The sequence below is a fragment of the Cryobacterium gelidum genome, from assembly GCF_004403985.1.
GTDB lineage: Bacteria > Actinomycetota > Actinomycetes > Actinomycetales > Microbacteriaceae > Cryobacterium > Cryobacterium gelidum.
On the sequence record NZ_SOHL01000003.1, the window covers coordinates 1 to 20215 of the forward strand.

Here is a 20215-nt window from a genome sequence, read left to right on the forward strand (position 1 = left end):
ACGTGAGAGATGAGGGCCTCCGTGGCATCGAGTGAGTGTGGTAACCCAATCGATACAGGAGGTCCTCACCTTTTTACAACTCGCCACGCACACAACCACCGTGGGAAGAACACCTAGTCAGCGCAGCGCGAGCTGCGTTCCGCAAACGGCCCCGATGTGGTGGGTCAGCCCATTGCAGCCCGCAGCTCTTTGGCAGCCGCGGCGGGATCCGCGGCACCATAAATGGAACCCCCGGCAACGGCAACCTCCGCGCCAGCCTCGCGCACCCGGCCAATCGTGTCCAAGTTCACACCACCTGCCACGGAAAAAGGCACCCCAGCTTCCGCGCCGCCGGTCAACAAAACGCTCAAATCGTACCCTGGCTTGGCCTGCTCATCGAGGCCCGCATGGAACTCCACGAACTTTGCTCCCAGCGCCAAGGCCTCCCTAGCGCGAGTGACCTTGTCGGCAACGCCAATGAGGTCGACGACAATTCCCTTGCCGTGGGCCTGGGCGGCCTTGACGGCGCCCGCGATAGTGGAGTCATCCGCAACACCGAGCACGGTGACGAGATCTGCACCGGCCAAGAAAGCGATGTCTGCCTCGAGCTCACCGGCATCCATGGTTTTCAGATCTGCAAAAACAATCTTGTCCGGGTGCGCCTTCTTCACGGCAGTCACGGCCGCCAGCCCGGCATTCTTCACCAGCGGGGTGCCGAGTTCGATGATGTCGACGTACGGGGCAACTTTGCCCGCGAGAGCGAGCGCATCCTCGAGCGTGAGCACGTCCATTGCAACTTGTAGTTTCATGGGATTCTCTCTCTGGTGGTGGTGGTGGTGGTGGTGGAACTACTCGAGGTTGGCGTGCCGCGGCCACAACTCATCGGCTGAACTGCCATGACGATCCCACAGAGTCTGAAATACGACTTCGGTAGTAATCAACAGCGCCTGTTCGAACAGGCTGCCCGCATACTGTTTGGAGAGCACCGCGCGACGATCCGTTTTCTTGGCCGCGGGGATGAGGAAGACACAGTCAGCCAGGATAGCCAGGGCTGAAGACTCATCAGTGGTGTACACCGCGACCTTCGCCCCCAGACGCGACGCCGTCTTCGCCGCCCGAACCACGCTCGACGTCGTTCCAGACCCTGAGGCGGCCAGTAACAGATCACCGGATCGGATCGCCGGCGTCGTAGATTCCCCCACCACATGCACGGTCAGCCCCAGGTGCATCAGGCGCATCGCAGCCATCTCCAACACCAATCCGCTCCGCCCGGTACCGATGACAAAGACGCGCTTCGCCTGCTGAATCAACCCGATAAAAGGTTCGGCGCGATTGATGTCATATCTGTCCGTCATGGCGTCGAGTTCCGCCCGAACGAGAACCAGATTGGCGCTCAGGGCTGTCTGCGCGTGCTCGGCGTGCTCAGTCACGAACGTCTCCTCTGTTGCCCCACCGGGCCGCCAGACCCACCCCAATTCTTGTTCACTACGGCCGTGGCGGCAACACCCAAACACGGCAATCCAGTCTGCAGTCCGCGGAAGAACCTGACTCAAACTGGCTGCCGCGACCGCTGGACGCCCAGCTGAGCTGTCGCACGGCTAACGGCGAGCGATCGCCGCTGTTGCCTCGACCCAGAGAGCCTTAAGGACAGACTGGGCTGAACCCGCGGTCGCAGCGCGGTACCCGGTGCCGGCCCAGAGGGCGAGCCCGTCGGCGTCACCCCGGCGGGCAGCATCCGCACGAAGACCCTTGGTGAGGTGATGCACCTGGGGGTACTCGCTCGGTGCGTTATCGCCGTGGTCGACGATGAAGGCGTTCAGCAGGGCGCGCGCCGGACGACCCGAGAAAGCGCGGGTGATTACTGTCTCGGTGAATCGCGACTCGACCAGCGCGTCTTTATGGGCCTGGGTCGCGCCCGATTCGTCGGTGCGCAGAAGGGCCGTGCCCAGCTGAATGGCCTCGGCACCGGTCGCGAGCAGCGCGGCGATCTGCTCCCCCGAATGGATGCCGCCCGCCGCGATCAGGGGCAGTGCCGCCTCCGCACGAATCGCGGTCAAGAGCTCGCCCAATGCCAGGGCGCCCGGTTCGCCCTGCGTCTGAAAGGTCGCCCGGTGTCCGCCGGCTTCCGGACCCTGCACGCAGAGTGCGTCGACTCCACGCTTGACCGCTTGGAGAGCTTCCTCAACCGAGGTGACCGTGGCGATCAGGTACGACCCGGCCGCGTGCATCCGTGTCACCACATCTGCCGGAGGCAATCCGAAGGTGAAGGAGACCACCGGAACCTGATACTCGATGACCACGGCCACCTTCTCGGCGAACCAGTCGTCGTCCTCGGCGACAATTTCGGAGAACGCAGTTTTGTACTCATGTGCCAGTGCGTCGCGGTAGGCCAGGACGGCGCCCCGATCGGTCAGGGGCGACTGCGGTACGAACAGGTTGACGCCAAAGACATTCTCGGTGCGCTGTTGCACGTCAAAGACCTGCTCGGCCAGCGCCTGCGGGGTTTTGTAGCCGCCCGCCAGAAAGCCGAGACTGCCAGCGTCCGCCACGGCGACCACGAGGTTGGGCGTTGAGGCGCCGCCGGCCATGGGGGCCGCGAGAATCGGAATCTCCAGGTTGTTCAGTGTGAACACGGGAATCTCCTCGTTTTGTTAGAGCATTGTTCTAATGACTGGATCGGCGATCTTATGCTCGTTGCGCGCCGGGATTAATGCACGGGCATCATTTCACCCTAGCCCCGCGGTACCGGCTCCCGCATACTGACGAGTGCGCCCCGACGTCAGGAGACCCCATGTCATTTCAGGCTTACCTCACCGCGATCGAAGAGAAGACGGGGTTCACGCCGCGCGCGCTGGTCGCCCTCGCGCACGAACGTGGCCTCGACGCACCGCCCACGAAGGCCGGTGCCATCATCGACTGGCTCAAGGCCGACTACGGACTGGGTCGCGGCCACGCCATGGCCCTCGTCTATGTCATCAAAAATGGTGCGACGATCAGCGAGAAACATGTTGGCTCAGATGGCGTACACCGCGACGAGACTGTCGAGTTGTGGCTCGATGGCAAGGACGCCCGCCCGGTCTGAGCCTCGGCAGACGCAGCGCGCAGCAGTTCGCGGCCAGCGCGTGGCTTGCGGAGATGACTTCCGTCTCTGTCTCACCCGCCGTACTGCAGTGGGCTGGGCGACCTGGGCGTGCTGGCTCCGCAGCTGCTGGCCGCCGACACTGACGGCGACGTGACCGGATGCCCCTCATCCCGGTCACGGCAGGTTAACGAGAGCAGGGCCCCACCGAGGTGGGGCCCTGCTAGAAAGCTACGGGTTACGCGTTGAGCGCGGCCTGCAGTTCGAGGGTGATGGTGACCTTGTCGCCGAGCAGCATGCCGCCGGTTTCGAGGGCGGCGTTGTAGGTGAGGCCGAAGTCTTCACGGTTGACCTCGGTCTTGGCCGTGGCACCGAACTTGTAGTTTCCGTAGGGGTCTCCGCCGAAGCCGCCGAACTCGAGCTCGAAGGTGGCCGGCTTGGTGACGCCCTTGATGGTGATGTTGCCATCGACGAGGTACTCCCCCTTGACTTCGCGCACACCGGTCGACACAAAGTCGATCGTCGGGTACGTCTCGGCGTCGAAGAATTCGCCGGTGCGGAGGTGACCGTCGCGGCTGGGCTCGTTGGTGTTGATGGAGACGACCTTGGCCGAGGCGGTGACGCTCGTCTCGAGCGGGTTTTCGCCGGTCACGAAGGTCGCGTCGAAGTCTTCGAAGGTGCCCTTGACCTTGCTGATGACAATGTGGCGAATGCTGAAGCTCACCGAGCTGTGGGTCTTGTCGATTGTCCAGGACCCGGCCTTGAAGCCGGGGATGCTCGTTACGGTGGTCTCGCTCATAGAAATTCTCCTCCAGTGTGTGGGCCCAAGAATTGTCGCCCTCGGATACATGCAAGCGCATAGAAGACAGTCGTATTCCCGAGAAGACAAGAATTCATCTCCTCCTGATCGCACGTTCAGACCGGGCCTGCATGCAGGCCGACAGAATACACTCAGCGTGTCACGGGGTTCTGCGTGTTTATTGGGAGGTAGCTGTGAGCAAACGTCGGTCCCGCACGATGGCCCCGAGCATGACGGGAGTCGCGGGTGAGGGCATCCTGATTGCCGCCGGAGGCCGGGCCATCCTGCTGCAGCTGGCCAATCCGGCCATCGGCCACGGCGTGGCCGAGCACAGTCATTTCGCCGATCGACCGCTCGATCGACTGAACGGCACGCTCAGCTACGTCTACGCCATCGTCTTCGGCGATGCGGAGCTTGCTGCCACCATGGCGGCGCGGGTGAACCACGCGCACGTTCCCGTCCATTCAACCGGCACCTCACCCGGGTACAACGCGTTCACCCCCGAGCTGCAGCTCTGGGTCGCCGCGACGCTGTACGAATCGGCCACCCACCTGCACAGCCTGGTGTACGGCCCGCTCGACGAGGAGAGCGCCGACGCGGTGTACCGGGACTACTCCCACCTCGGCACCGCGCTGCAGGTGCCGCCGGAACTGTGGCCGGCCGACCGCATCGCGTTTCGCCGGTATTGGAATGAGCAACTGCGGCTGCTGAAAACGGATGCCACCACCCGTGCGGTCGCGTTCGAGCTGCTGCATTCGCGCACGGCTCCGCTCTGGTACCGGGCCGCCCTGCCGCTGGCCCGCCTCCTGACCGCCGGACTGCTACCGTCACGGGTTCGGGTGTTGTTCGAACTCCCCTGGTCCAGGCGGCGCCAGAGGCGCTTCGATCGGGTGCTGAGCGGCATCCGCGTGATCTATCCCCGCCTGCCACGGGTGCTGCGCCATTGGCCCAAGAATCATTATCTGCGCGGGCTGCGCAAATCCGCCGGGCTCACGGCAGACCCGCGCACCGCAGGGCCACACGAATCGGCCACGTCGCCGATACTGTGAGAGTCCAATGACGCAACAACAGATCCCCCACCCCGGACTCGACGGCGTTGATCGCCAGATCATCGCCGAGCTCAGCTTCGACGGGCGACTCTCGATGCGCCAACTGGCCCTGCAGGTGCACATATCCCGCACCGCTGCCCATACCCGGGTGCAGAAGCTGATCAGCCACGGCGTGATCACCGGTTTCGGCGCCCAGACCGACCGTAAGGCGCTCGGCCTCAACGTGTCGGCGCTCGTGGTCGTGAAGATCGGCGATGTGGCCTGGGGCGAGATTGCCGCGCAATTGGCCGCACTGCCCTTTGTGGAGAAAGCCCAGGCCGTGAGCGGCGACATCGACATCATCCTCACGGTGAGCGCTCCCGACCACGAACAGCTCAGCCAGGCCATTCTGCGTGATATCCACACCATGCCCGGGGTGATTTCCACCCGATCACATCTCATCCTCGACGAGATCATCGGGCATGCGCCTGGCGCAACCCCGGACGCCTGGCACTAATTCACATCTCAATCGTGCCACGTGGTCGTTGTGGGCGATCTGGTCGGCCAATCGTTCACAACTACGAAAAAGCGCAGCGCACCGCTCGAAAAAGGGCGCACCATTGCCTCATGAGCCTCAATGTCGAGAGCCGGAGCCTGACCGCCGTGCCCGCACCCCCACCCCTTCGTTTGATCGATGACACCGGTCACGCGGTCGCCGAAAGTGAGAGCGGCGGATTCACCCTGCCGGCTCTTGCGACGCTGCTCGGCCTCTACCGACAGATGGTCGTGGCCCGCCGGTTCGATGTGCAGGTCACCGCACTCACCCGGCAGGGTCGCCTCGCCACTTATCCCTCCGCGCTCGGCCAGGAAGCCTGCGAGATCGCGGCCGTCGCCTCGCTCGCCCCGCAGGACTGGCTGTTTCCGACCTACCGCGACAGCATTGCGCTGCTCACCAGGGGGGTCGAGCCCAAAGACATCCTTGCCTCGTTCCGCGGCGACTGGCACAGCGGCTACGACTATCCCAAGCACCGCATCGCCCCGCAGGCTACGCCGCTGGCCACCCAGGCGCTGCACGCCGTCGGCCTCGCCACCGCGTCGAAGCTCAAGCGTGACGACACCGTGGCGCTCACCCTGCTGGGCGACGGCGCCACGAGCGAGGGCGACGCGCACGAGGCGTTCAACTTCGCCGCCGTCTGGCAGGCTCCCGTCGTCTTCCTCGTGCAGAACAATCAGTTCGCCATCAGCGTGCCGCTCGACAAGCAGATGGCCTGCCGCACCATCGCGGACAAGGCGATCGGCTACGGCATGCCCGGCTACTACGTCGACGGCAACGACGTCGCCGCCATGTACGCCGTCGTCTCGGCGGCTATGGACCGCGCTCGCAGCGGCGGCGGCCCCACCCTGATCGAGGGCCTGACCTACCGCATCGAGGCACACACCAACTCGGATGACCCCACCCGCTATCGCAAGACCGCCGACGTCGACCTGTGGCGCAACCGCGACCCGATCGAACGCCTGGAGAAGTACCTCGTTGCGCAGGGCGCCCTCACCGCAGAGGTGCGCGCCGACATCGTGGCGGCCGCGGAGCAACTCGCCACGACCACCCGAGACTGTATGAGCGAGCAGGCCGTCATCGATCCGCTGGAACTGTTCGAGCACGTCTATTCCACTCCCCGCGCCGCCCTCGCCGAGCAGCGCGCCGTTCTGGCGGCCGAAATCGACGGCGATGCCGCCGCATCCGCTGCACTGAGCAGCGCCTCGAACGAAGAGAACAGCCGATGAGCCCGCAGCCGACCCTGGACACCGGTACGGCCGTGCGCCCGCCGGACAACCTCACCATGGCCGCCGCCCTCAACGCGGCCATTCGCGATGCGATGGTCGATGATCCTTCCATCGTGTTGTTCGGCGAAGACGTCGGCCCGCTCGGCGGCGTGTTTCGCGTCACCGACGGGCTCTACGCCGAATTCGGCGAAACCCGGGTGAGCGACTCACCGCTGGCCGAGGCGGGCATTGTGGGTACCGCGATCGGCATGGCCATGTACGGCCTGCGTCCGGTCGTCGAGATGCAGTTTGACGCATTCAGCTATCCGGCCTTTCAGCAAATCGTGTCGCACGTGGCCAAGATGCGCAACCGCACGCGCGGCAAGATCCCGCTGCCGATCGTCATTCGCATTCCGTACGCCGGCGACATCGGCGGGGTAGAACACCACTCCGATTCCTCCGAGGCCTACTGGACGGCGACGCCCGGACTGACCGTGGTAAGCCCGTCGAACCCGGCCGACGCCTATTCCATGCTGCGCGAGGCCATTGCAAGCGACGACCCGGTGATTTTCATGGAGCCGAAGAGCCGATACTGGAGCAAGGCCGAGCTGGCCCTGCCGGTGCAGACCGAGCCCCTGAACCGGGCGGTCGTGCTGCGGGAGGGCACCGATGTCACGCTCATTGCCTATGGGCCGACCGTGAAAACGGCCCTCGCCACGGCCGTGCAGGCTGTCGCGGAGGGACTCTCGATCGAGGTCATCGACCTGCGCAGCCTGTCACCGTTCGATGACGAAACGGTGGGGGCATCCGTTCGCAAGACCGGGCGGGCCGCCGTCGTGCACGAGGCAGCGCAGTTCGGCGGCTACGGCGCCGAGGTGGCCGCGCGCCTGACCGAGCGCAACTTCTTCTACCTGGCCGCACCGATTCTGCGCATCACCGGCTTCGACATTCCCTACCCGTCGCCCAAACTCGAGGAGTACTTCTTGCCGACTCCCGACCGCATTCTCTCCGCACTGTCGACCTGGGAGTGGTCCTGATGAGCCGCGAATTTCTATTGCCCGACCTGGGTGAGGGCCTGACCGAGGCGGAGATTGTGGCCTGGCTGGTCGCTCCCGGCGACACAATTGTCATCGACCAGGCCGTGGTCGAGGTGGAATCGGCCAAGTCGATCGTTGAGCTGCCGTCGCCCTACGGTGGCGTCGTGGCGAGCCTGTTCGGTGAACCCGGGCAGGTCATACACGCCGGGCAGGTTCTGCTGACGGTGGCCGACGCATCGATCGGGGCCGGTGACGTGGTGGGGGTTCCGGCCGTCGCGGCGACCGGCGCACCGTCCGAAGGCTCCGGAGCGGTCCTCGTGGGCTACGGCACCACCGAGAGTACGCGGCCGGCGCGACCGGGAGCCGCCGGTCGTTTCGGCAGCGCCGGCACGCCGAACGTTCCCAGCCCCGGGGCAGCGGATGCCCCGCCTTCGACCGAGGCGCCGGCATCCGCTTCGCCGGTCATTCTCGACCCGGCTCGCCGCTCCCCGGTTGTGTCGCCGATCGTGCGGCGACTCGCCCGCGACAATGGCTTTGACGCGAGCATGCTGGCCGGCAGCGGCGATGCCGGTAGCGGGCGCACCGCTCTCGTGCTGCGCAGCGACGTCGAGGGGTATATTCGCGCACAGACCGCGTCGTCGGCGCCGGCCTCCGACGTGGCGATGCCGCTTGCCCACTCGGCACCCACCGCCCGCAACGAGGTGAGCGCCGACATCCGCATTCCCATCTCCGGGCTGCGTAAGGCTGTCTCCCAGCGACTGAGCACGTCGCGGCGGGAAATTCCCGAGGCCACTATCTGGCTTGATGTCGATGCGACCGCCCTCTTCGCGGCCCGCGATCAGCTGCTGCATGCGACCGGTGAGCGGTTCAGCGTGACGACGCTCATCGCGCGCTTCGCCGTGGCCGGTTTGCGCCAATTTCCAGTGCTCAATTCCTCAGTCGATACCGCGAGCCAGGAAATTCTGCAGCACGGCGCGGTGAATCTCGGCATTGCCGCGCAGACCTCGCGCGGGCTGATGGTTCCCGTCATCCACGGCGCGCACGCCATGAGCACGCGGCAGTTGCGCGATTCCCTGACGGAGCTCGTGGCGCAGTCCCCGGACGGCACGTTTGCGCCGAGCGCGCTCACCGGCGGAACCTTCACCCTGAACAACTTCGGGTCTCTCGGCGTCGATGGCTCGGCCGCGATCATCAACCACCCGGAGGCGGCGATCCTCGGAATCGGACGCATGATCGAGCGGCCGTGGGTGGTCGACCACGAACTCGCGGTACGCACCGTCGTGGAACTGTCGATGGTGTTCGATCACCGTGTCTGCGATGGCGGAACCGCCGCCGGGTTTCTCACCTTTGTGGCCCGCTGCATCGAAAGCCCGGTGAGCCTGCTGGCCGATCTGTGACACCCACGGAAGAAACACCTTCGCACGGGGAGTCGAAGGCGCCATGAGGATGATCCGGGCGATACCCAGATGTCAGACGGCAGGGACGTGTGACCCGGCCCGATGAGGTCCCGTGTCGCCCAGGAACTCTGCAAGGGCGAATGACCCGGTGCGTTACCGTGGTCGAATGAGGGGAATACGCGCCGGTGACCTCCGGCCCGCGCTACGGCCGCTCCTGCTACCAGCCGGCGTCGGGATCGTGACCACCGCGGTTTACACCGTGTTGTCGGCCCTGCAATGGCACAGTTTCGCTACACCCTCCTGGGACCTTGGCATCTTCACGCAGCTGGCCCGGCAATACGCCGCGTTCGAGGCTCCGATCGTCACGATCAAGGGCGAGGGTTTCATCCTTCTCGGTGACCACTTTCATCCGCTGTTGGTACTGCTCGGACCGATTTTCGCTCTATTCCCGCACGCCTTCACCCTGTTGGTGGCGCAGAACGCACTGTTCGGGCTCGCCGCTGCGGCCCTGACCGACGGTGCCATTCGGCTGCTCGGGCCCCGAACCGGCACGCTGTTCGGGTTCGCATTTGCGTTCAGCTGGGGTCTGCAGGGTGCGGTGGAGGCGCAGTTCCACGAAATAGCATTTGCCGTACCACTGCTGGCGTTATCGCTGACCGCCTTTCTCCGCCGCAAGTGGGTGCCGTGTCTGATTTGGGCGATGCCGCTCGTGTTCGTGAAGGAGGACCTCGGACTGACCGTAGCGGCCCTCGGCATCGTGCTGGCCGTGCGCAGCCGTCGACCCCTCGGCATCTGGCTGGCCGTTTGGGGCGTGGGCTGGTTCGCGCTGGCAAGCCTGATCATTCTGCCGCTGCTCAACCCGCACGGGGCCTGGGAATATTCGAGCAGCATCGACCTGCCCGGCATTCTGGGCGACCCTGCCGCCGCGATTCAGCCGCAGAAGAGCATGACCCTGGGGCTGCTCCTGCTAGCCTCCGGAGTCATCGCGGTGCGGTCACCGCTCGCGCTCGTACTCCTCCCGACGCTCGCCTGGCGCTTTCTCTCCGACAACACGGGCTACTGGGGTCCCACCTGGCAGTACAGCGCCGTGCTCATGCCGATCGCGTTCTGCGCGGCCCTCGACGGCATCACCCTCGTGCGCACGAGTCGGCGGCGCTGGCTGCGCGGCTATGGGAGGCAGGCGGCAGCGGTGTCGATTGTTGCTGCGCTGGTGCTCGCCACGACGCTGCCACTGTTCAGATTGACGAATGTCCCGGTCAACTTTTCGACGGATCGCGCCGCTGCCGCGACCGCCGCCCTCCGGGTTGTTCCCGATGGTGCCCGGGTCGAATCAGACATCGGGCTCATGAACTATCTCGTGGAACGAACGGATGTCTATTGGCTCGGCAACAAGAATCCCCGGCCGGACTACCTCGTGATCGACCTTGCAGCCGGCGGTCTGCCTGCTGAATGGACGTCGGCGCAAATCGTGGCCGAGGCCCTGCATCCCGGGGTGACGTTCACGACGATCTATGCCGCCGGCGGTTACGAGATCGCGCGCTCAGAAAATCGGACTCGCTGACCCGCTGTGATTTTCGGGCGCGGCCCGAACGGCGGGTCCCTGGTAGACCAGGGACCCGCTCTCGCTTCGCTAGTCGTAGACAACTCTTATAAGACATCATAGTTTGCCTGAGATTTTATCGTTTTTGAGGGCGAATCGCGGTAGAATTGTGGGTGAAGGAGGCACCGCCGCCATGACCCTCACCGCCCCGCCCGCCGCAGCCGACTCCGTGCCGGATCCCGAGGTTTCTCGGGTCGCGGCAATTACCCAAGCCGGTGCGATTCTGGCTGCAGCGTTGGACGGGGTGCGGTTTGGTCACCTCGACGACACCGAAGCCATCGCGGTAATGGCAGCCCTGGAAGCTCTCGGTCGCAAGGTTGATGGGGCCAGGCTCCGAGCCACCACCGACATCGGCGCCCGTGCCGAGACCGACCTCGGCACCGGGTCGCTCGCCTACAGGAACGGATGCCGCAACCGGGTCGATTTCATCAGCCACCTCGCCGGCATCTCCGCCCGCGAAGCCAAACGGCGTCTGAAGCTTGGCGAGACCGCGGTGGAACGCACGCCGCTTGGCTTGCCGGTGCCTGCCCNCGGGCTGCCGGTGCCGGCCCGCTACCGGGTCATCGCCGCCGGCCTCAACAGCGGCGACCTCGGCATCGAGTCGGCGGAGATCATCGCCAGCACCCTGAGCGCGTTGCACGGCCGGGTCGGGCAGGACGACCTTGACCGGGTCGAACGCGCCCTCGTCGCCTCGGCGACCGGCGCCATCACCCCAGACACCGCCGGGCTACCCGGCGCGGGGATCCGCTTCGCGCCCGACCTGCTGCGGGCCCAAGCCCTGGAGTGGCAAGGGCGCCTCGACCCTGACGGCACCGCCCCCAATGACGACGCCGTCGAAGCGACAAGCACCCTCACGTTCGGGCTGCTCCGCAATGGGCTCTACCCGCTGCGCGCCGACGTCACCCCCGAGCTCCGCGGCATCATGGACACCCTGTTCGACACCTACCTGTCGGCGCGGTCGACCACACCCAGGTTTCTGCCAACCGAACTGCTCAACGGCGAACCTGGTGTGGGCACCGGCACCGGCACCGGCACTGAGCCGTTCAGCGACGAACCGTTCAGCGGCGATGACAGATTCGACGGCGACCGTCGCACCGGCGGGGAGAAACGCGCCGACATCCTCCGCACCATCTTCGAATCCGCCGCCCGCGACCCCCACACCCCGACCATGGGCGGCGCCGCCCCCACCGTCATGGTGCACATCAACGCGGTCGACCTCGAACACGGCCGCGGCGTCGGCTGGATCGACGGCGTCGACGCCCCCCTCAGCTTCCGCCGCGTCAGTGAACTCATCTGCGCCGGCGGCTACCAACAAGTACTGCTCGGCCAGAACGGCAACGTCCTCAACCTCGGCGACACACTCCGCTGCTTCACCCCCAGGCAACGCGCTGCCATTGCCGCCCGCGACGAGGGCTGCATCATCCCCGGCTGCACCATCCCGGCCCGCTGGTGCGAAGTACACCACGTCACCCCCTGGCAGCAAAACGGACCCACCAACATTGGTAACGGCACCCTTTTATGCTGGTACCACCACCACACCATCGACACCGCCGGATGGAAAATCCGCATGGTCCGAGGAAGACCCCAGATACAAGGACCACTCATCTGGGACCCCACCCAAACCTGGCGACCAGCCCGCACCCACCGCGCCAACACCAGCACCAGCACCAGCTCCCCCAGTGCTGATCCACCCTGGCGCATCTAGCATGCGTGTGCTCAAGTGCCGATCTCAATGTTCGGAAGCCAGGACTCCATCGCGCGGCGCGCTCCCAGCCCGCGGACTTGAGCCGAGTCAGCGCTTGCGACGGGCGAGGAAGGCATCCATTCGGGTGAATTTGGCGTCGGACTCGAACAGGATCGACTGGGCGACGTTGTCGACCAGCGGATGCGACGCGCGCGGCGCATGGAAAACCTCCTTGGCCAGGCGCGTCGCGAGCGGGTCCTGTGCGGCAATGCGGTCGGCCAGCGCGTGTGCGGCGGCCAGCAGGTCGTCGGGGTCGTGCACCGCGGTAACCAGGTGCACGGCCAGGCACTCCGCGGCACTCAGGATGCGCCCGGCCAGGATGATCTCCTTGGCCACTGGCTCTCCGACCAGCTCGGCCAGGCGCCAGAGCGCACCGGCGGCGGGCAGGATGCCGAGCGCTGTCTCTGGATTGCCGAGCCGGGCACTCGTTGACGCGATGCGAAAGTCGGCCGCGTAGGCGAGCTCGGCGCCGCCGCCGAGTGCCCAGCCGTCGATCGCGGCGATGACCGGCATCGGCAGCTTCGCGATGCGGGAGAACAGCCCGGAGTTTATGCCGAGCAGCGCGTCGTCGCGGCGGCGTTCGCGCAGTTGGGCGATGTCGGCGCCCGACGCGAAGACACCGTTCGCGCCGCTGATGATGAGGATGCGCGGCTGCTGCTCGAGCTCGGCGCAGATCGCGTGCAACTCCTCGATCATTCTCTGGTCGATCGCGTTGCGCACGTCGGGCCGGTTGAGCTCGACGTGCACCCGGTCGGCGCGGCGGTCGATTGTCAGGGTGGTCGGCATATTGGTCATTGCGGGACGTCTCCATTGAAGTCTGGGGTCAGATCGGCGCTGAGATTGGCACCGGGGGCAGCAACTGGAAAGACACGTTTGTAGCTGCGACCGTCGGGCAAGGTCACGGTGCGGCTGACCAGGGTGCCGCGGCGCACCTGCAGATAGATGGCCTGGGCGCTGACGCCGCGCGCGGCAGCAGCCTCAGCGACGGACAGGCCGGGAAGGCCGGTCGGAACACTGCTCGGCCGCACCGAACGCTTGCGGCCCGCTTCCAGGCGGGCGCTGATCTCATCGTCGGTGCCACCCCAGCGCCATTTGGCGGCCGGGGCCTTGAGCCCGGTCGCGTCGGCGATCTCGTCCCATGATTTCGCGGCCGTGCGGGCGTCGCGAACGGCGACGAGCGTGGCTGGGTCGTGCTCGAGCGCGCTCTGCAGGGCGCGGATGGCGCGCAGCCGTTCTAGGGGCGCGCAGTCGACATCTGCTTGCAGCGCGAGCAATCGCTCCAGTGCGGCGGTCGTTGTCGGCGACAGAAACGATCCCATGCGTGGTTCCTCACCCGTCTGCTGCCTGTTCGTGCAGCGGTGAGCCCTATCTTGCCAGACCGGATCAGGCGAGGATGACGACGGAGTGCGGGGCCAGCTGCACGGCGTTGGGCAGCCGGCCCCGCACGGCTTGGTCACCGGTCGCGAAAGACAACACGACCTCTCCCGCACCGGCGGGCACGCGCACTGACTGCGCACCGAGATTGAACAAAATCTTAGTGTTGCCACGGTGCAGCCGCAACCACCCCTCGTTCGCATCGAATGCAACGGCGATCTGGTCGAATCGGGGGTCGGTGAAATCCGGATGGGTGCGTCGCAGCACGGCCAGCTCGCGATAGAACCCGAGCAGGCGGGCATGTTCGGGTTCGGCGGCCTCGTTCCAGTCGAGTCTGGAGCGCTCGAAGGTCTGCCGATCTTGCGGGTCGGGTACCTGCGCCGGATCCCAGCCCATGCGGGCGAACTCGTTGATGCGGCCGGTGGCCGTGGCGGCGCCGAGCTCGGGTTCGGGATGCGAGGTGAAGAATTGCCACGGCGTCGTGGCTCCCCACTCTTCACCCATGAACAACATCGGCGTGTATGGTCCGAGCAGGGTCAACGCGGCCGCAATCGCGAGCTGGCCGGTATCGAGCTGCCCGCTCAGTCGGTCGCCGACGGCACGGTTCCCGATCTGGTCGTGGTTCTGGGAGGCGACGACCAGCCGCCAGGTGGGCATCCGCTCGAGGTCGATGCGGCGGCCGTGGGTGCGCTCCCGAAAGCTCGAGTACGTTCCGTCGTGAAAGAACCCGTGGGTGAGCACCTTGGCGAGGGCGCCGAGCGGTTCGAAATCGGCGTAGTAGCCGGTGGTTTCGCCGGTCAGGGCGACGTGCACGGCGTGATGAAAGTCATCACTCCACTGTGCGTCGAGGCCATAGCCGTTGGCCTCGCGCGGCGTGACGAGTCGGGGGTCGTTGAGGTCGGATTCGGCGATCAGGGTGAGGGGTCGCCCCGTTTCGACGCTCAACGCGGCGACCTCCACGGCGAGTTGCTCGAGCAGGTGGGTGGCCCTCGCATCGCGCAACGCGTGCACCGCATCGAGGCGCAGGCCATCTACGTGGTAGTCGCCGAGCCACATCAGCGCGTTGTCGAGAATGTATCGGCGCACCGGGTCGGAGTGCGGCCCGTCGAGGTTGAGCGAGGATCCCCAGGTGTTACCGGCGGCCTCGCTCAGGTACGGACCGAACTCGGGCAGGTAGTTGCCGCTAGGCCCGAGGTGGTTGTAGACGACGTCCTGAATGACGCCGATGCCGCGCTGGTGGCAGGCGTCGACAAAATTCTGATAGGCGGCGGGGCCGCCGTAGCCCTCGTGCACGGCGTACCAGAGCACGCCGTCGTAGCCCCAGTTGTGCGTGCCGTTGAAGGCATTCACCGGCAACAGTTCAACGAAATCGACCCCGATCGATTGCAGGTGATCGAGCCGGCCGGCGGCCGCTTCGAGGGTTCCCTCCGGGGTGAAGGTTCCGAGGTGCAGTTCGTAGATGATGGCGCCGGCGAGCTGGCGGCCGGTCCAGTTCGTGTCGTGCCAGACATGGGCGGAGGCGTCGAAGGTACGTGACAGGGCGTGCACCCCGGCGGGCTGGCGCCGTGATCTCGGGTCGGCGAACGGCCCGCGCCCATCGACGATGAACCCATAGTCCACGTCGCCGGTGCCGGCGACGCCGAGGCGAGCGGATGCCGGCAGCTCCCACCACCCGTCATCCCGCGCCACCAGCTCGAGCCTGTCCTGGCCCAATTGCGCCTGCACCGCCCGCGCGTCGGGCGCCCAGACGGAAAATTCCTGATCGTTCATGCGTGTCGTCCCGTGGGGGTGGGTAGGGCTGTTCGGTCATCGGCGGCCACCAACAGCGCCACCGGGTAACGCGCGAGCAGGTCGCCGACACGCAGAATCGGGCCATCGAAGCTCTCCTGCGTGAGCACATCGATGTAGCTGCGGCCGGCCACGGCGATCGTCGTGTCGCCCCAGCCGCCAGCAGTCAGCAACCCGATCGGCAGCCGCGTAGCCAGCGTGATCGCTCCCCCGCGGTCGAATGCCACGACGTGACCCGCGGCCGCCCCGAATGCGGGTACCGGGGCGTAGCGGGTGAAGCTATCTGGCCGGTCGCGGCGCAGCCGCAGGGCACGAGACGTGACCAGCAACTTGGCCGCGCCGCTCTCGTCGATGGAAGGGAGCCATCCGCTGTCGATGCGGGTCAGCAGCTCGCGGCGCAGCTCGTAGTCGATCGGCCGACGGTTGTCGGGATCCACGAGCGAGGTCTCCCACAGCTCACTCCCCTGATATACGTCGGGAACTCCCGGCATGGTCAGCTGCATCAGCTTGAGCGAGAGCGAATTACTCCAGCCGGCGTGTTGCACGCGCGTGACCAGGCCGGTGACGAGGTCGCGGGTCGACCCCGACTGGACGGCGGAAGTGACAAGCTCGTCGAGGGCCGCTTCGAAATCGACGTTCGGCTGCGTCCAGGTGGTCGAGGTCCCGGCTTCCCGGGCCGCTTTGAGGGCGTAGGCCGCGAGCCGCTCCCGGCTGGCCGGCCAGGCACCGACGATCGCCTGCCAGAGCAGGTTCTCGAAGGGGGCATCTGCGAGCGGGTGCCCCGCCCGGAGCTGCTCGAACCCGGCCTCCCACTCGGCGGGTATCTCGGCGAGCACCGCAATGCGCGCGCGCACGTCTTCGCCACGTTTGGTGTCGTGGGTCGACAGGGTCGTCATCGAGCGCGGAAAAGCCGCCTCGCGCGTGCGTTGTCGGTCATGAAAGTCTGCGACCGATACGGCAAACTCGTCGGGATCGGCACCGACCTCATTGAGCGAGGTCAGCCGGCTGAACCGGTAATAGGCGCAATCTTCGACACCCTTGGCCATGACCATGCCCGAGGTCTGTTGAAAGCGCACGGCCGCCGGATGCCCCGGGTCGCCCAGCAGGGGCAGCAGCCGGTCGATCTCGACCTGCAGGTCGGGGCGGTGCGCTGTCGACCACCGCGCCGCCGCCTGCAGGTTGTCCCCGCCCACGGGCAGGTAGGAGCGGTACACCGGAAACCAGGCCAGCAGGTCGGCCACGGCGTCGGCGGTGTCGCCGACGCTATGATCGTCGTTCTGCACGAGACGTGAGATTCGCAGCACCTCGGAGCGCAGAATGCCGTCGGCCACCGCGCGCTTGTTGCGGTAGACCAGGTCGGCCCACGCGGGGGCGTCGCCGCCGTGCAGCCGTGCCTCGAGGGCATCGAGGGCGTTTTGGCCGGCCGGATCGACAAGTACCCGGTCGACGTCGGCGAGGGCGTCGTATCCGGTGGTGCCGGCCGCCGCCCAACTCGTTGGTAACTGCTCACGCCCCTCAAGAATTTTTTCAACCAGCACGTAGGTGCCCGTGGTGGCCCGGCGAAGCACGTCGAGGTAGCCGGCCGGGTCGGCGAGGCCGTCGGGGTGGTCGACCCGCAACCCCTGGACAAGACCGTCTCGCACCCAGCGCAAAATTTCTCGGTGCGACTCGTCAAACACCCACGGCACCTCGACGCGGATGCCGGCCAGGCTGTTCACGGCGAAGAACCGGCGATAGTTCAACTCGGCGTCGGCCCGCCGCCAGTTCACGAGTTCGTAGTGCTGCCGATCATGCACGTCGGCCGGGCTGGCACCGTCGTCGGCGGTTCCGGTAGCCAGCGGAAAGCGATTGTCGAAGTAGTGAAGCTCGCCGTCGACGAGTTCAAGCCGGTCGAGCGCGCCACGGACAGTGCCGCCTTCATCGTCACCGGATTCCGGGTCACCGAGGACGGGGATGCGAATCTTGCCGTGGCCGAACGCCCAGTCCACGTCGAAGGCCTCGGCATAGCGGGACTGCTCGCCGTTCTGCAGCAGATCCCACCACCACGCGTTGTGCGCCGGGGTCGCGACCCCCACATGGTTCGGAACGATGTCGACGAGTATGCCCCGGCCGGCCTGGTGCGCCGCCGTCGCCAGCCGGTCCAGGGCATCCGCCCCGCCCCGCGCGGGGTCGACCAGGGAGTGGTCGACGACGTCGTAACCGTGATCCGATCCGGCTTCGGCTTTGAGCAGCGGCGACAGGTAGACCCAGTCGGCGCCGAGATCGCGAAGATAGCCGACGATGTTCGCGGCCGCATCGAGGTCGAAGCCGGCCGTGATCTGCAGGCGATAGGTCGACAGCGGCCCGGCTACGGGCCCCGTCGCCGATCGGTGTGTGTCGAAGGTCACCGGTCCGGCCTTCAGCTGCGACCGGGCAGGGTGATGAGCCCGGTGGTAACGGCCAGCGAAGCCGCCACGGAGTGATCCGGCGCTATTTCGGGTTCCTGATACGCGCGTAATACTACGAGCGAACGGCCGACCACCGTCTGAATCGCCCCGGCCGGGTGGGCAATGGAATCGGCACCCACGCCCGCAGTATCAACCACAATCTCCCAGGCCGGGGCGTACTCGTCGGGCGGGAGCACGAAGTCGACATCCTCGGCGTCTGCGTTGAACAAGAGCAGAAAATTGACATCAGTGACGTCGTGGCCGCGCACGTCCCGCTCGCGGATTCCGGCTCCGTTGAGAAACTTGGCGACCGTGCGGGCAAGGTTGGCGTCCCAGTCTTCTGACGCCATCGGCTCACCGTCGGTGTTCAGCCAGACGATGTCGGGCAGCGATTCCCCTGCCACCCGCTTGCCGGGGCGCCCATCGAAGAACCGGCTGCGCCGGAACGTCGGGTGCTCCTTGCGCAGGCGGGAAACGGCCGCCGTGAATTCGATCAGCGGACCATCCGCTTCATCCCAGTGCACCCAGCTCAGTTCGGAATCCTGGGCGTAGGTGTTGTTGTTCCCCAGCTGGGTGCGGCCGAGTTCGTCGCCGTGCAGCAGCATCGGTACCCCCTGCGAGAGCAGCAGGGTAGCGATGAAATTGCGTGCCTGCCGGGCGCGCAGGCTGCGAATGTCGGGATCGTCAGTGGCACCCTCAGCGCCGGAGTTCCACGACCGGTTGTGCGACTCGCCGTCTTTGTTGTCTTCACCGTTGGCCTCATTGTGCTTCTCGTTGTAGGAGACCAGATCGGCGATCGTGAAGCCGTCGTGAGCGGTGACGAAGTTGATCGAGGCCATCGGCCGGCGCCCGGAGTGCTCGTAGAGGTCGGCCGAGCCGGCGATGCGGGAGGCGAACTCGCCGAGTGTCGAGGGCTCGCCGCGCCAGAAATCCCGCACGGTGTCGCGGTACTGGCCGTTCCACTCCGACCACTGCGAGGGAAAATTACCCACTTGGTAGCCGCCGGGCCCCACGTCCCACGGCTCGGCGATGAGCTTGACCTGCGAGACGATCGGGTCCTGCTGCACGAGCTCGAAGAAGGTGGAGAGCTTGTCGACGTCATACAGGTCGCGGGCCAGGGCGGAGGCCAGATCAAACCGAAAGCCGTCGACGTGCATCTCAGTGACCCAGTACCGCAGAGAGTCCATGATGAGCTGAAGCACGTGCGGGTGGCGCACATTGAGGGTGTTTCCGGTACCGGTGTAGTCCATGTAATAGCGCTTATCGTCGTCCATGAGACGGTAGTAGGCCTCATTGTCGATCCCCTTGAACGACAGGGTTGGCCCCATATGATCGCCCTCGGCGGTGTGGTTGTAGACCACATCGAGAATGACTTCGATGCCAGCGGCGTGCAGGCTGCGCACCATTCCCTTGAATTCCTGCACCTGTTGGCCCAGGTCACCGGTCGATGAATATGCGTTGTGCGGCGCGAAGAATCCGATGGTGTTGTAGCCCCAGTAGTTATTGAGGCCCTGCTCCATCAAAGTGCCGTCGTTGACGAACTGGTGCACCGGCATCAGCTCGATGGCGGTCACGCCGAGCTTTTGCAAGTGATCGATGACCGACGGGTGCGCCAGCCCGGCGTACGTGCCACGTTGGGATTCGGGCACCAACTCTTGCAGCCGGGTGAGTCCCTTGACGTGGGCCTCGTAGATGAACGACGAACTGTATGGAGTGCGCAGAGACCGGTCGTCGGTCCAGTCGAAGAATGGGTTCACGACCACACCGAGCATGACGTGCGCGGCGGAATCTTCGTTGTTGGGCGCGTCGGGGTCATCGAAGTCGTAGCAGAACAGCGACGGATCCCAGTCGATAGCTCCGGTGGTCGCCTTGGCGTAGGGGTCGAGCAGCAGCTTGTTCGGGTTGGCCCGGTTGCCTGCCGCCGGGTTGTAGTCGCCGTGCACCCGATAGCCGTAGCGCTGGCCCGGTTGTACGAGCGGCAGATAGCAGTGCCAGATAAAAGCGGATGACTCCCGCACCTCCACCCGCGTCTCACGGCCGTCGTCGTCGATAAGACACAGTTCGACGCGTTGGGCGGCTTCGCTGAACAGGGCGAAGTTGGTACCGCTCCCGTCAAACGTTGCCCCGAGGGGGTAGGTGGTTCCGGGCCAGGTTTCCATGAGTCTCCTCGGGACGAAGATGGGACACGGTCGCGTGCGAGGGC

17 protein-coding genes are annotated in these 20215 nt (G+C 66.0%); 8 read left to right on the forward strand and 9 right to left on the reverse strand.

What is annotated here, in order from left to right; genetic code table 11:
• Positions 1–164 precede the first annotated feature (164 nt).
• The 3 genes from hxlA to E3T50_RS00140 form a co-directional block, all read right to left on the reverse strand.
• Positions 165–788 (reverse strand): 3-hexulose-6-phosphate synthase, encoded by a 624-nt coding sequence (gene hxlA, locus E3T50_RS00130; RefSeq protein WP_134550057.1) that lies wholly within the window; start codon positions 786–788, stop codon positions 165–167.
• A 39-nt stretch (positions 789–827) separates the two neighbouring features.
• Positions 828–1409 carry a 6-phospho-3-hexuloisomerase gene (gene hxlB / locus E3T50_RS00135; RefSeq protein ID WP_255454244.1) on the reverse strand — a complete coding sequence of 194 codons (582 nt, stop codon included), beginning with the start codon at positions 1407–1409 and terminating at the stop codon, positions 828–830.
• A 168-nt stretch (positions 1410–1577) separates the two neighbouring features.
• Complete coding sequence (locus E3T50_RS00140; RefSeq protein ID WP_134550058.1) at positions 1578–2612, reverse strand: NAD(P)H-dependent flavin oxidoreductase; 1035 nt, start codon at positions 2610–2612, stop codon at positions 1578–1580.
• A gap of 158 nt (positions 2613–2770) precedes the next feature.
• Between E3T50_RS00140 and E3T50_RS00145 the strand changes: the two genes are divergently transcribed.
• Positions 2771–3061, forward strand: coding sequence for a DUF4287 domain-containing protein (locus E3T50_RS00145; protein WP_134550059.1), 291 nt, complete (start codon positions 2771–2773; stop codon positions 3059–3061).
• Positions 3062–3296: 235 nt separating this feature from the next.
• Here E3T50_RS00145 and E3T50_RS00150 read toward each other — a convergent pair whose 3' ends face one another.
• Positions 3297–3857 carry a YceI family protein gene (locus E3T50_RS00150; protein WP_134550060.1) on the reverse strand — a complete coding sequence of 187 codons (561 nt, stop codon included), beginning with the start codon at positions 3855–3857 and terminating at the stop codon, positions 3297–3299.
• 194 nt (positions 3858–4051) lie between these two features.
• Here E3T50_RS00150 and E3T50_RS00155 point away from each other — a divergent pair, with 194 nt between their 5' ends.
• The 7 genes from E3T50_RS00155 (at position 4052) to E3T50_RS00185 (ending at position 12385) form a co-directional block, all read left to right on the forward strand.
• Positions 4052–4906, forward strand: a complete 855-nt coding sequence (locus E3T50_RS00155; protein ID WP_241990671.1) for an oxygenase MpaB family protein — start codon at positions 4052–4054, stop codon at positions 4904–4906.
• Between the two features lie 7 nt (positions 4907–4913).
• Positions 4914–5402 carry an Lrp/AsnC family transcriptional regulator gene (locus E3T50_RS00160; RefSeq protein WP_134550061.1) on the forward strand — a complete coding sequence of 163 codons (489 nt, stop codon included), beginning with the start codon at positions 4914–4916 and terminating at the stop codon, positions 5400–5402.
• 110 nt (positions 5403–5512) lie between these two features.
• Positions 5513–6667 (forward strand): pyruvate dehydrogenase (acetyl-transferring) E1 component subunit alpha, encoded by a 1155-nt coding sequence (gene pdhA / locus E3T50_RS00165; protein ID WP_134550062.1) that lies wholly within the window; start codon positions 5513–5515, stop codon positions 6665–6667.
• The gene (locus E3T50_RS00170; protein ID WP_134550063.1) at positions 6664–7683 is read left to right on the forward strand and encodes an alpha-ketoacid dehydrogenase subunit beta; all 1020 of its coding nucleotides are present in this window, start codon (positions 6664–6666) and stop codon (positions 7681–7683) included. The genes pdhA and E3T50_RS00170 overlap by 4 nt, the downstream gene beginning before the upstream one ends.
• Entirely contained in the window at positions 7683–9080 is a 1398-nt protein-coding gene (locus E3T50_RS00175; protein ID WP_134550064.1) for a dihydrolipoamide acetyltransferase family protein, read from the forward strand. Before E3T50_RS00170 ends, E3T50_RS00175 begins: the two co-directional genes overlap by 1 nt.
• A 166-nt stretch (positions 9081–9246) precedes the next feature.
• Positions 9247–10641 carry a DUF2079 domain-containing protein gene (locus tag E3T50_RS00180; RefSeq protein ID WP_134550065.1) on the forward strand — a complete coding sequence of 465 codons (1395 nt, stop codon included), beginning with the start codon at positions 9247–9249 and terminating at the stop codon, positions 10639–10641.
• Positions 10642–10966: 325 nt separating this feature from the next.
• Entirely contained in the window at positions 10967–12385 is a 1419-nt protein-coding gene (locus E3T50_RS00185; RefSeq protein WP_478213420.1) for an HNH endonuclease signature motif containing protein, read from the forward strand.
• Between the two features lie 87 nt (positions 12386–12472).
• On the opposite strand, the gene E3T50_RS00190 is transcribed toward E3T50_RS00185, so the two are convergent.
• The 5 genes from E3T50_RS00190 to glgX form a co-directional block, all read right to left on the reverse strand.
• Positions 12473–13219 (reverse strand): enoyl-CoA hydratase/isomerase family protein, encoded by a 747-nt coding sequence (locus E3T50_RS00190; protein ID WP_134550067.1) that lies wholly within the window; start codon positions 13217–13219, stop codon positions 12473–12475.
• A complete protein-coding gene (locus E3T50_RS00195) occupies positions 13216–13743 on the reverse strand; it encodes a hypothetical protein (protein ID WP_134550068.1) in 528 nt (175 codons plus the stop codon). The genes E3T50_RS00190 and E3T50_RS00195 overlap by 4 nt, the downstream gene beginning before the upstream one ends.
• A 64-nt stretch (positions 13744–13807) precedes the next feature.
• Positions 13808–15568 carry a malto-oligosyltrehalose trehalohydrolase gene (treZ, locus tag E3T50_RS00200; RefSeq protein WP_134550069.1) on the reverse strand — a complete coding sequence of 587 codons (1761 nt, stop codon included), beginning with the start codon at positions 15566–15568 and terminating at the stop codon, positions 13808–13810.
• Complete coding sequence (gene treY / locus E3T50_RS00205) at positions 15565–17973, reverse strand: malto-oligosyltrehalose synthase (protein ID WP_134550070.1); 2409 nt, start codon at positions 17971–17973, stop codon at positions 15565–15567. Before treY ends, treZ begins: the two co-directional genes overlap by 4 nt.
• A gap of 11 nt (positions 17974–17984) precedes the next feature.
• The gene (gene glgX / locus E3T50_RS00210; protein ID WP_134550071.1) at positions 17985–20171 is read right to left on the reverse strand and encodes a glycogen debranching protein GlgX; all 2187 of its coding nucleotides are present in this window, start codon (positions 20169–20171) and stop codon (positions 17985–17987) included.
• Positions 20172–20215: the final 44 nt, after the last annotated feature.

Coding starts and splice junctions, on each gene's coding strand:
- E3T50_RS00190 (WP_134550067.1), bottom strand. CDS start 13,219: ATGACCAATATGCCGACCACCCTGACAATCGACCGCCGCGCCGACCGG.
- E3T50_RS00150 (WP_134550060.1), bottom strand. CDS start 3,857: ATGAGCGAGACCACCGTAACGAGCATCCCCGGCTTCAAGGCCGGGTCC.
- E3T50_RS00175 (WP_134550064.1), top strand. CDS start 7,683: ATGAGCCGCGAATTTCTATTGCCCGACCTGGGTGAGGGCCTGACCGAG.
- E3T50_RS00195 (WP_134550068.1), bottom strand. CDS start 13,743: ATGGGATCGTTTCTGTCGCCGACAACGACCGCCGCACTGGAGCGATTG.
- E3T50_RS00160 (WP_134550061.1), top strand. CDS start 4,914: ATGACGCAACAACAGATCCCCCACCCCGGACTCGACGGCGTTGATCGC.
- E3T50_RS00180 (WP_134550065.1), top strand. CDS start 9,247: ATGAGGGGAATACGCGCCGGTGACCTCCGGCCCGCGCTACGGCCGCTC.
- treZ (WP_134550069.1), bottom strand. CDS start 15,568: ATGAACGATCAGGAATTTTCCGTCTGGGCGCCCGACGCGCGGGCGGTG.
- pdhA (WP_134550062.1), top strand. CDS start 5,513: ATGAGCCTCAATGTCGAGAGCCGGAGCCTGACCGCCGTGCCCGCACCC.
- E3T50_RS00170 (WP_134550063.1), top strand. CDS start 6,664: ATGAGCCCGCAGCCGACCCTGGACACCGGTACGGCCGTGCGCCCGCCG.
- E3T50_RS00145 (WP_134550059.1), top strand. CDS start 2,771: ATGTCATTTCAGGCTTACCTCACCGCGATCGAAGAGAAGACGGGGTTC.
- glgX (WP_134550071.1), bottom strand. CDS start 20,171: ATGGAAACCTGGCCCGGAACCACCTACCCCCTCGGGGCAACGTTTGAC.
- hxlA (WP_134550057.1), bottom strand. CDS start 788: ATGAAACTACAAGTTGCAATGGACGTGCTCACGCTCGAGGATGCGCTC.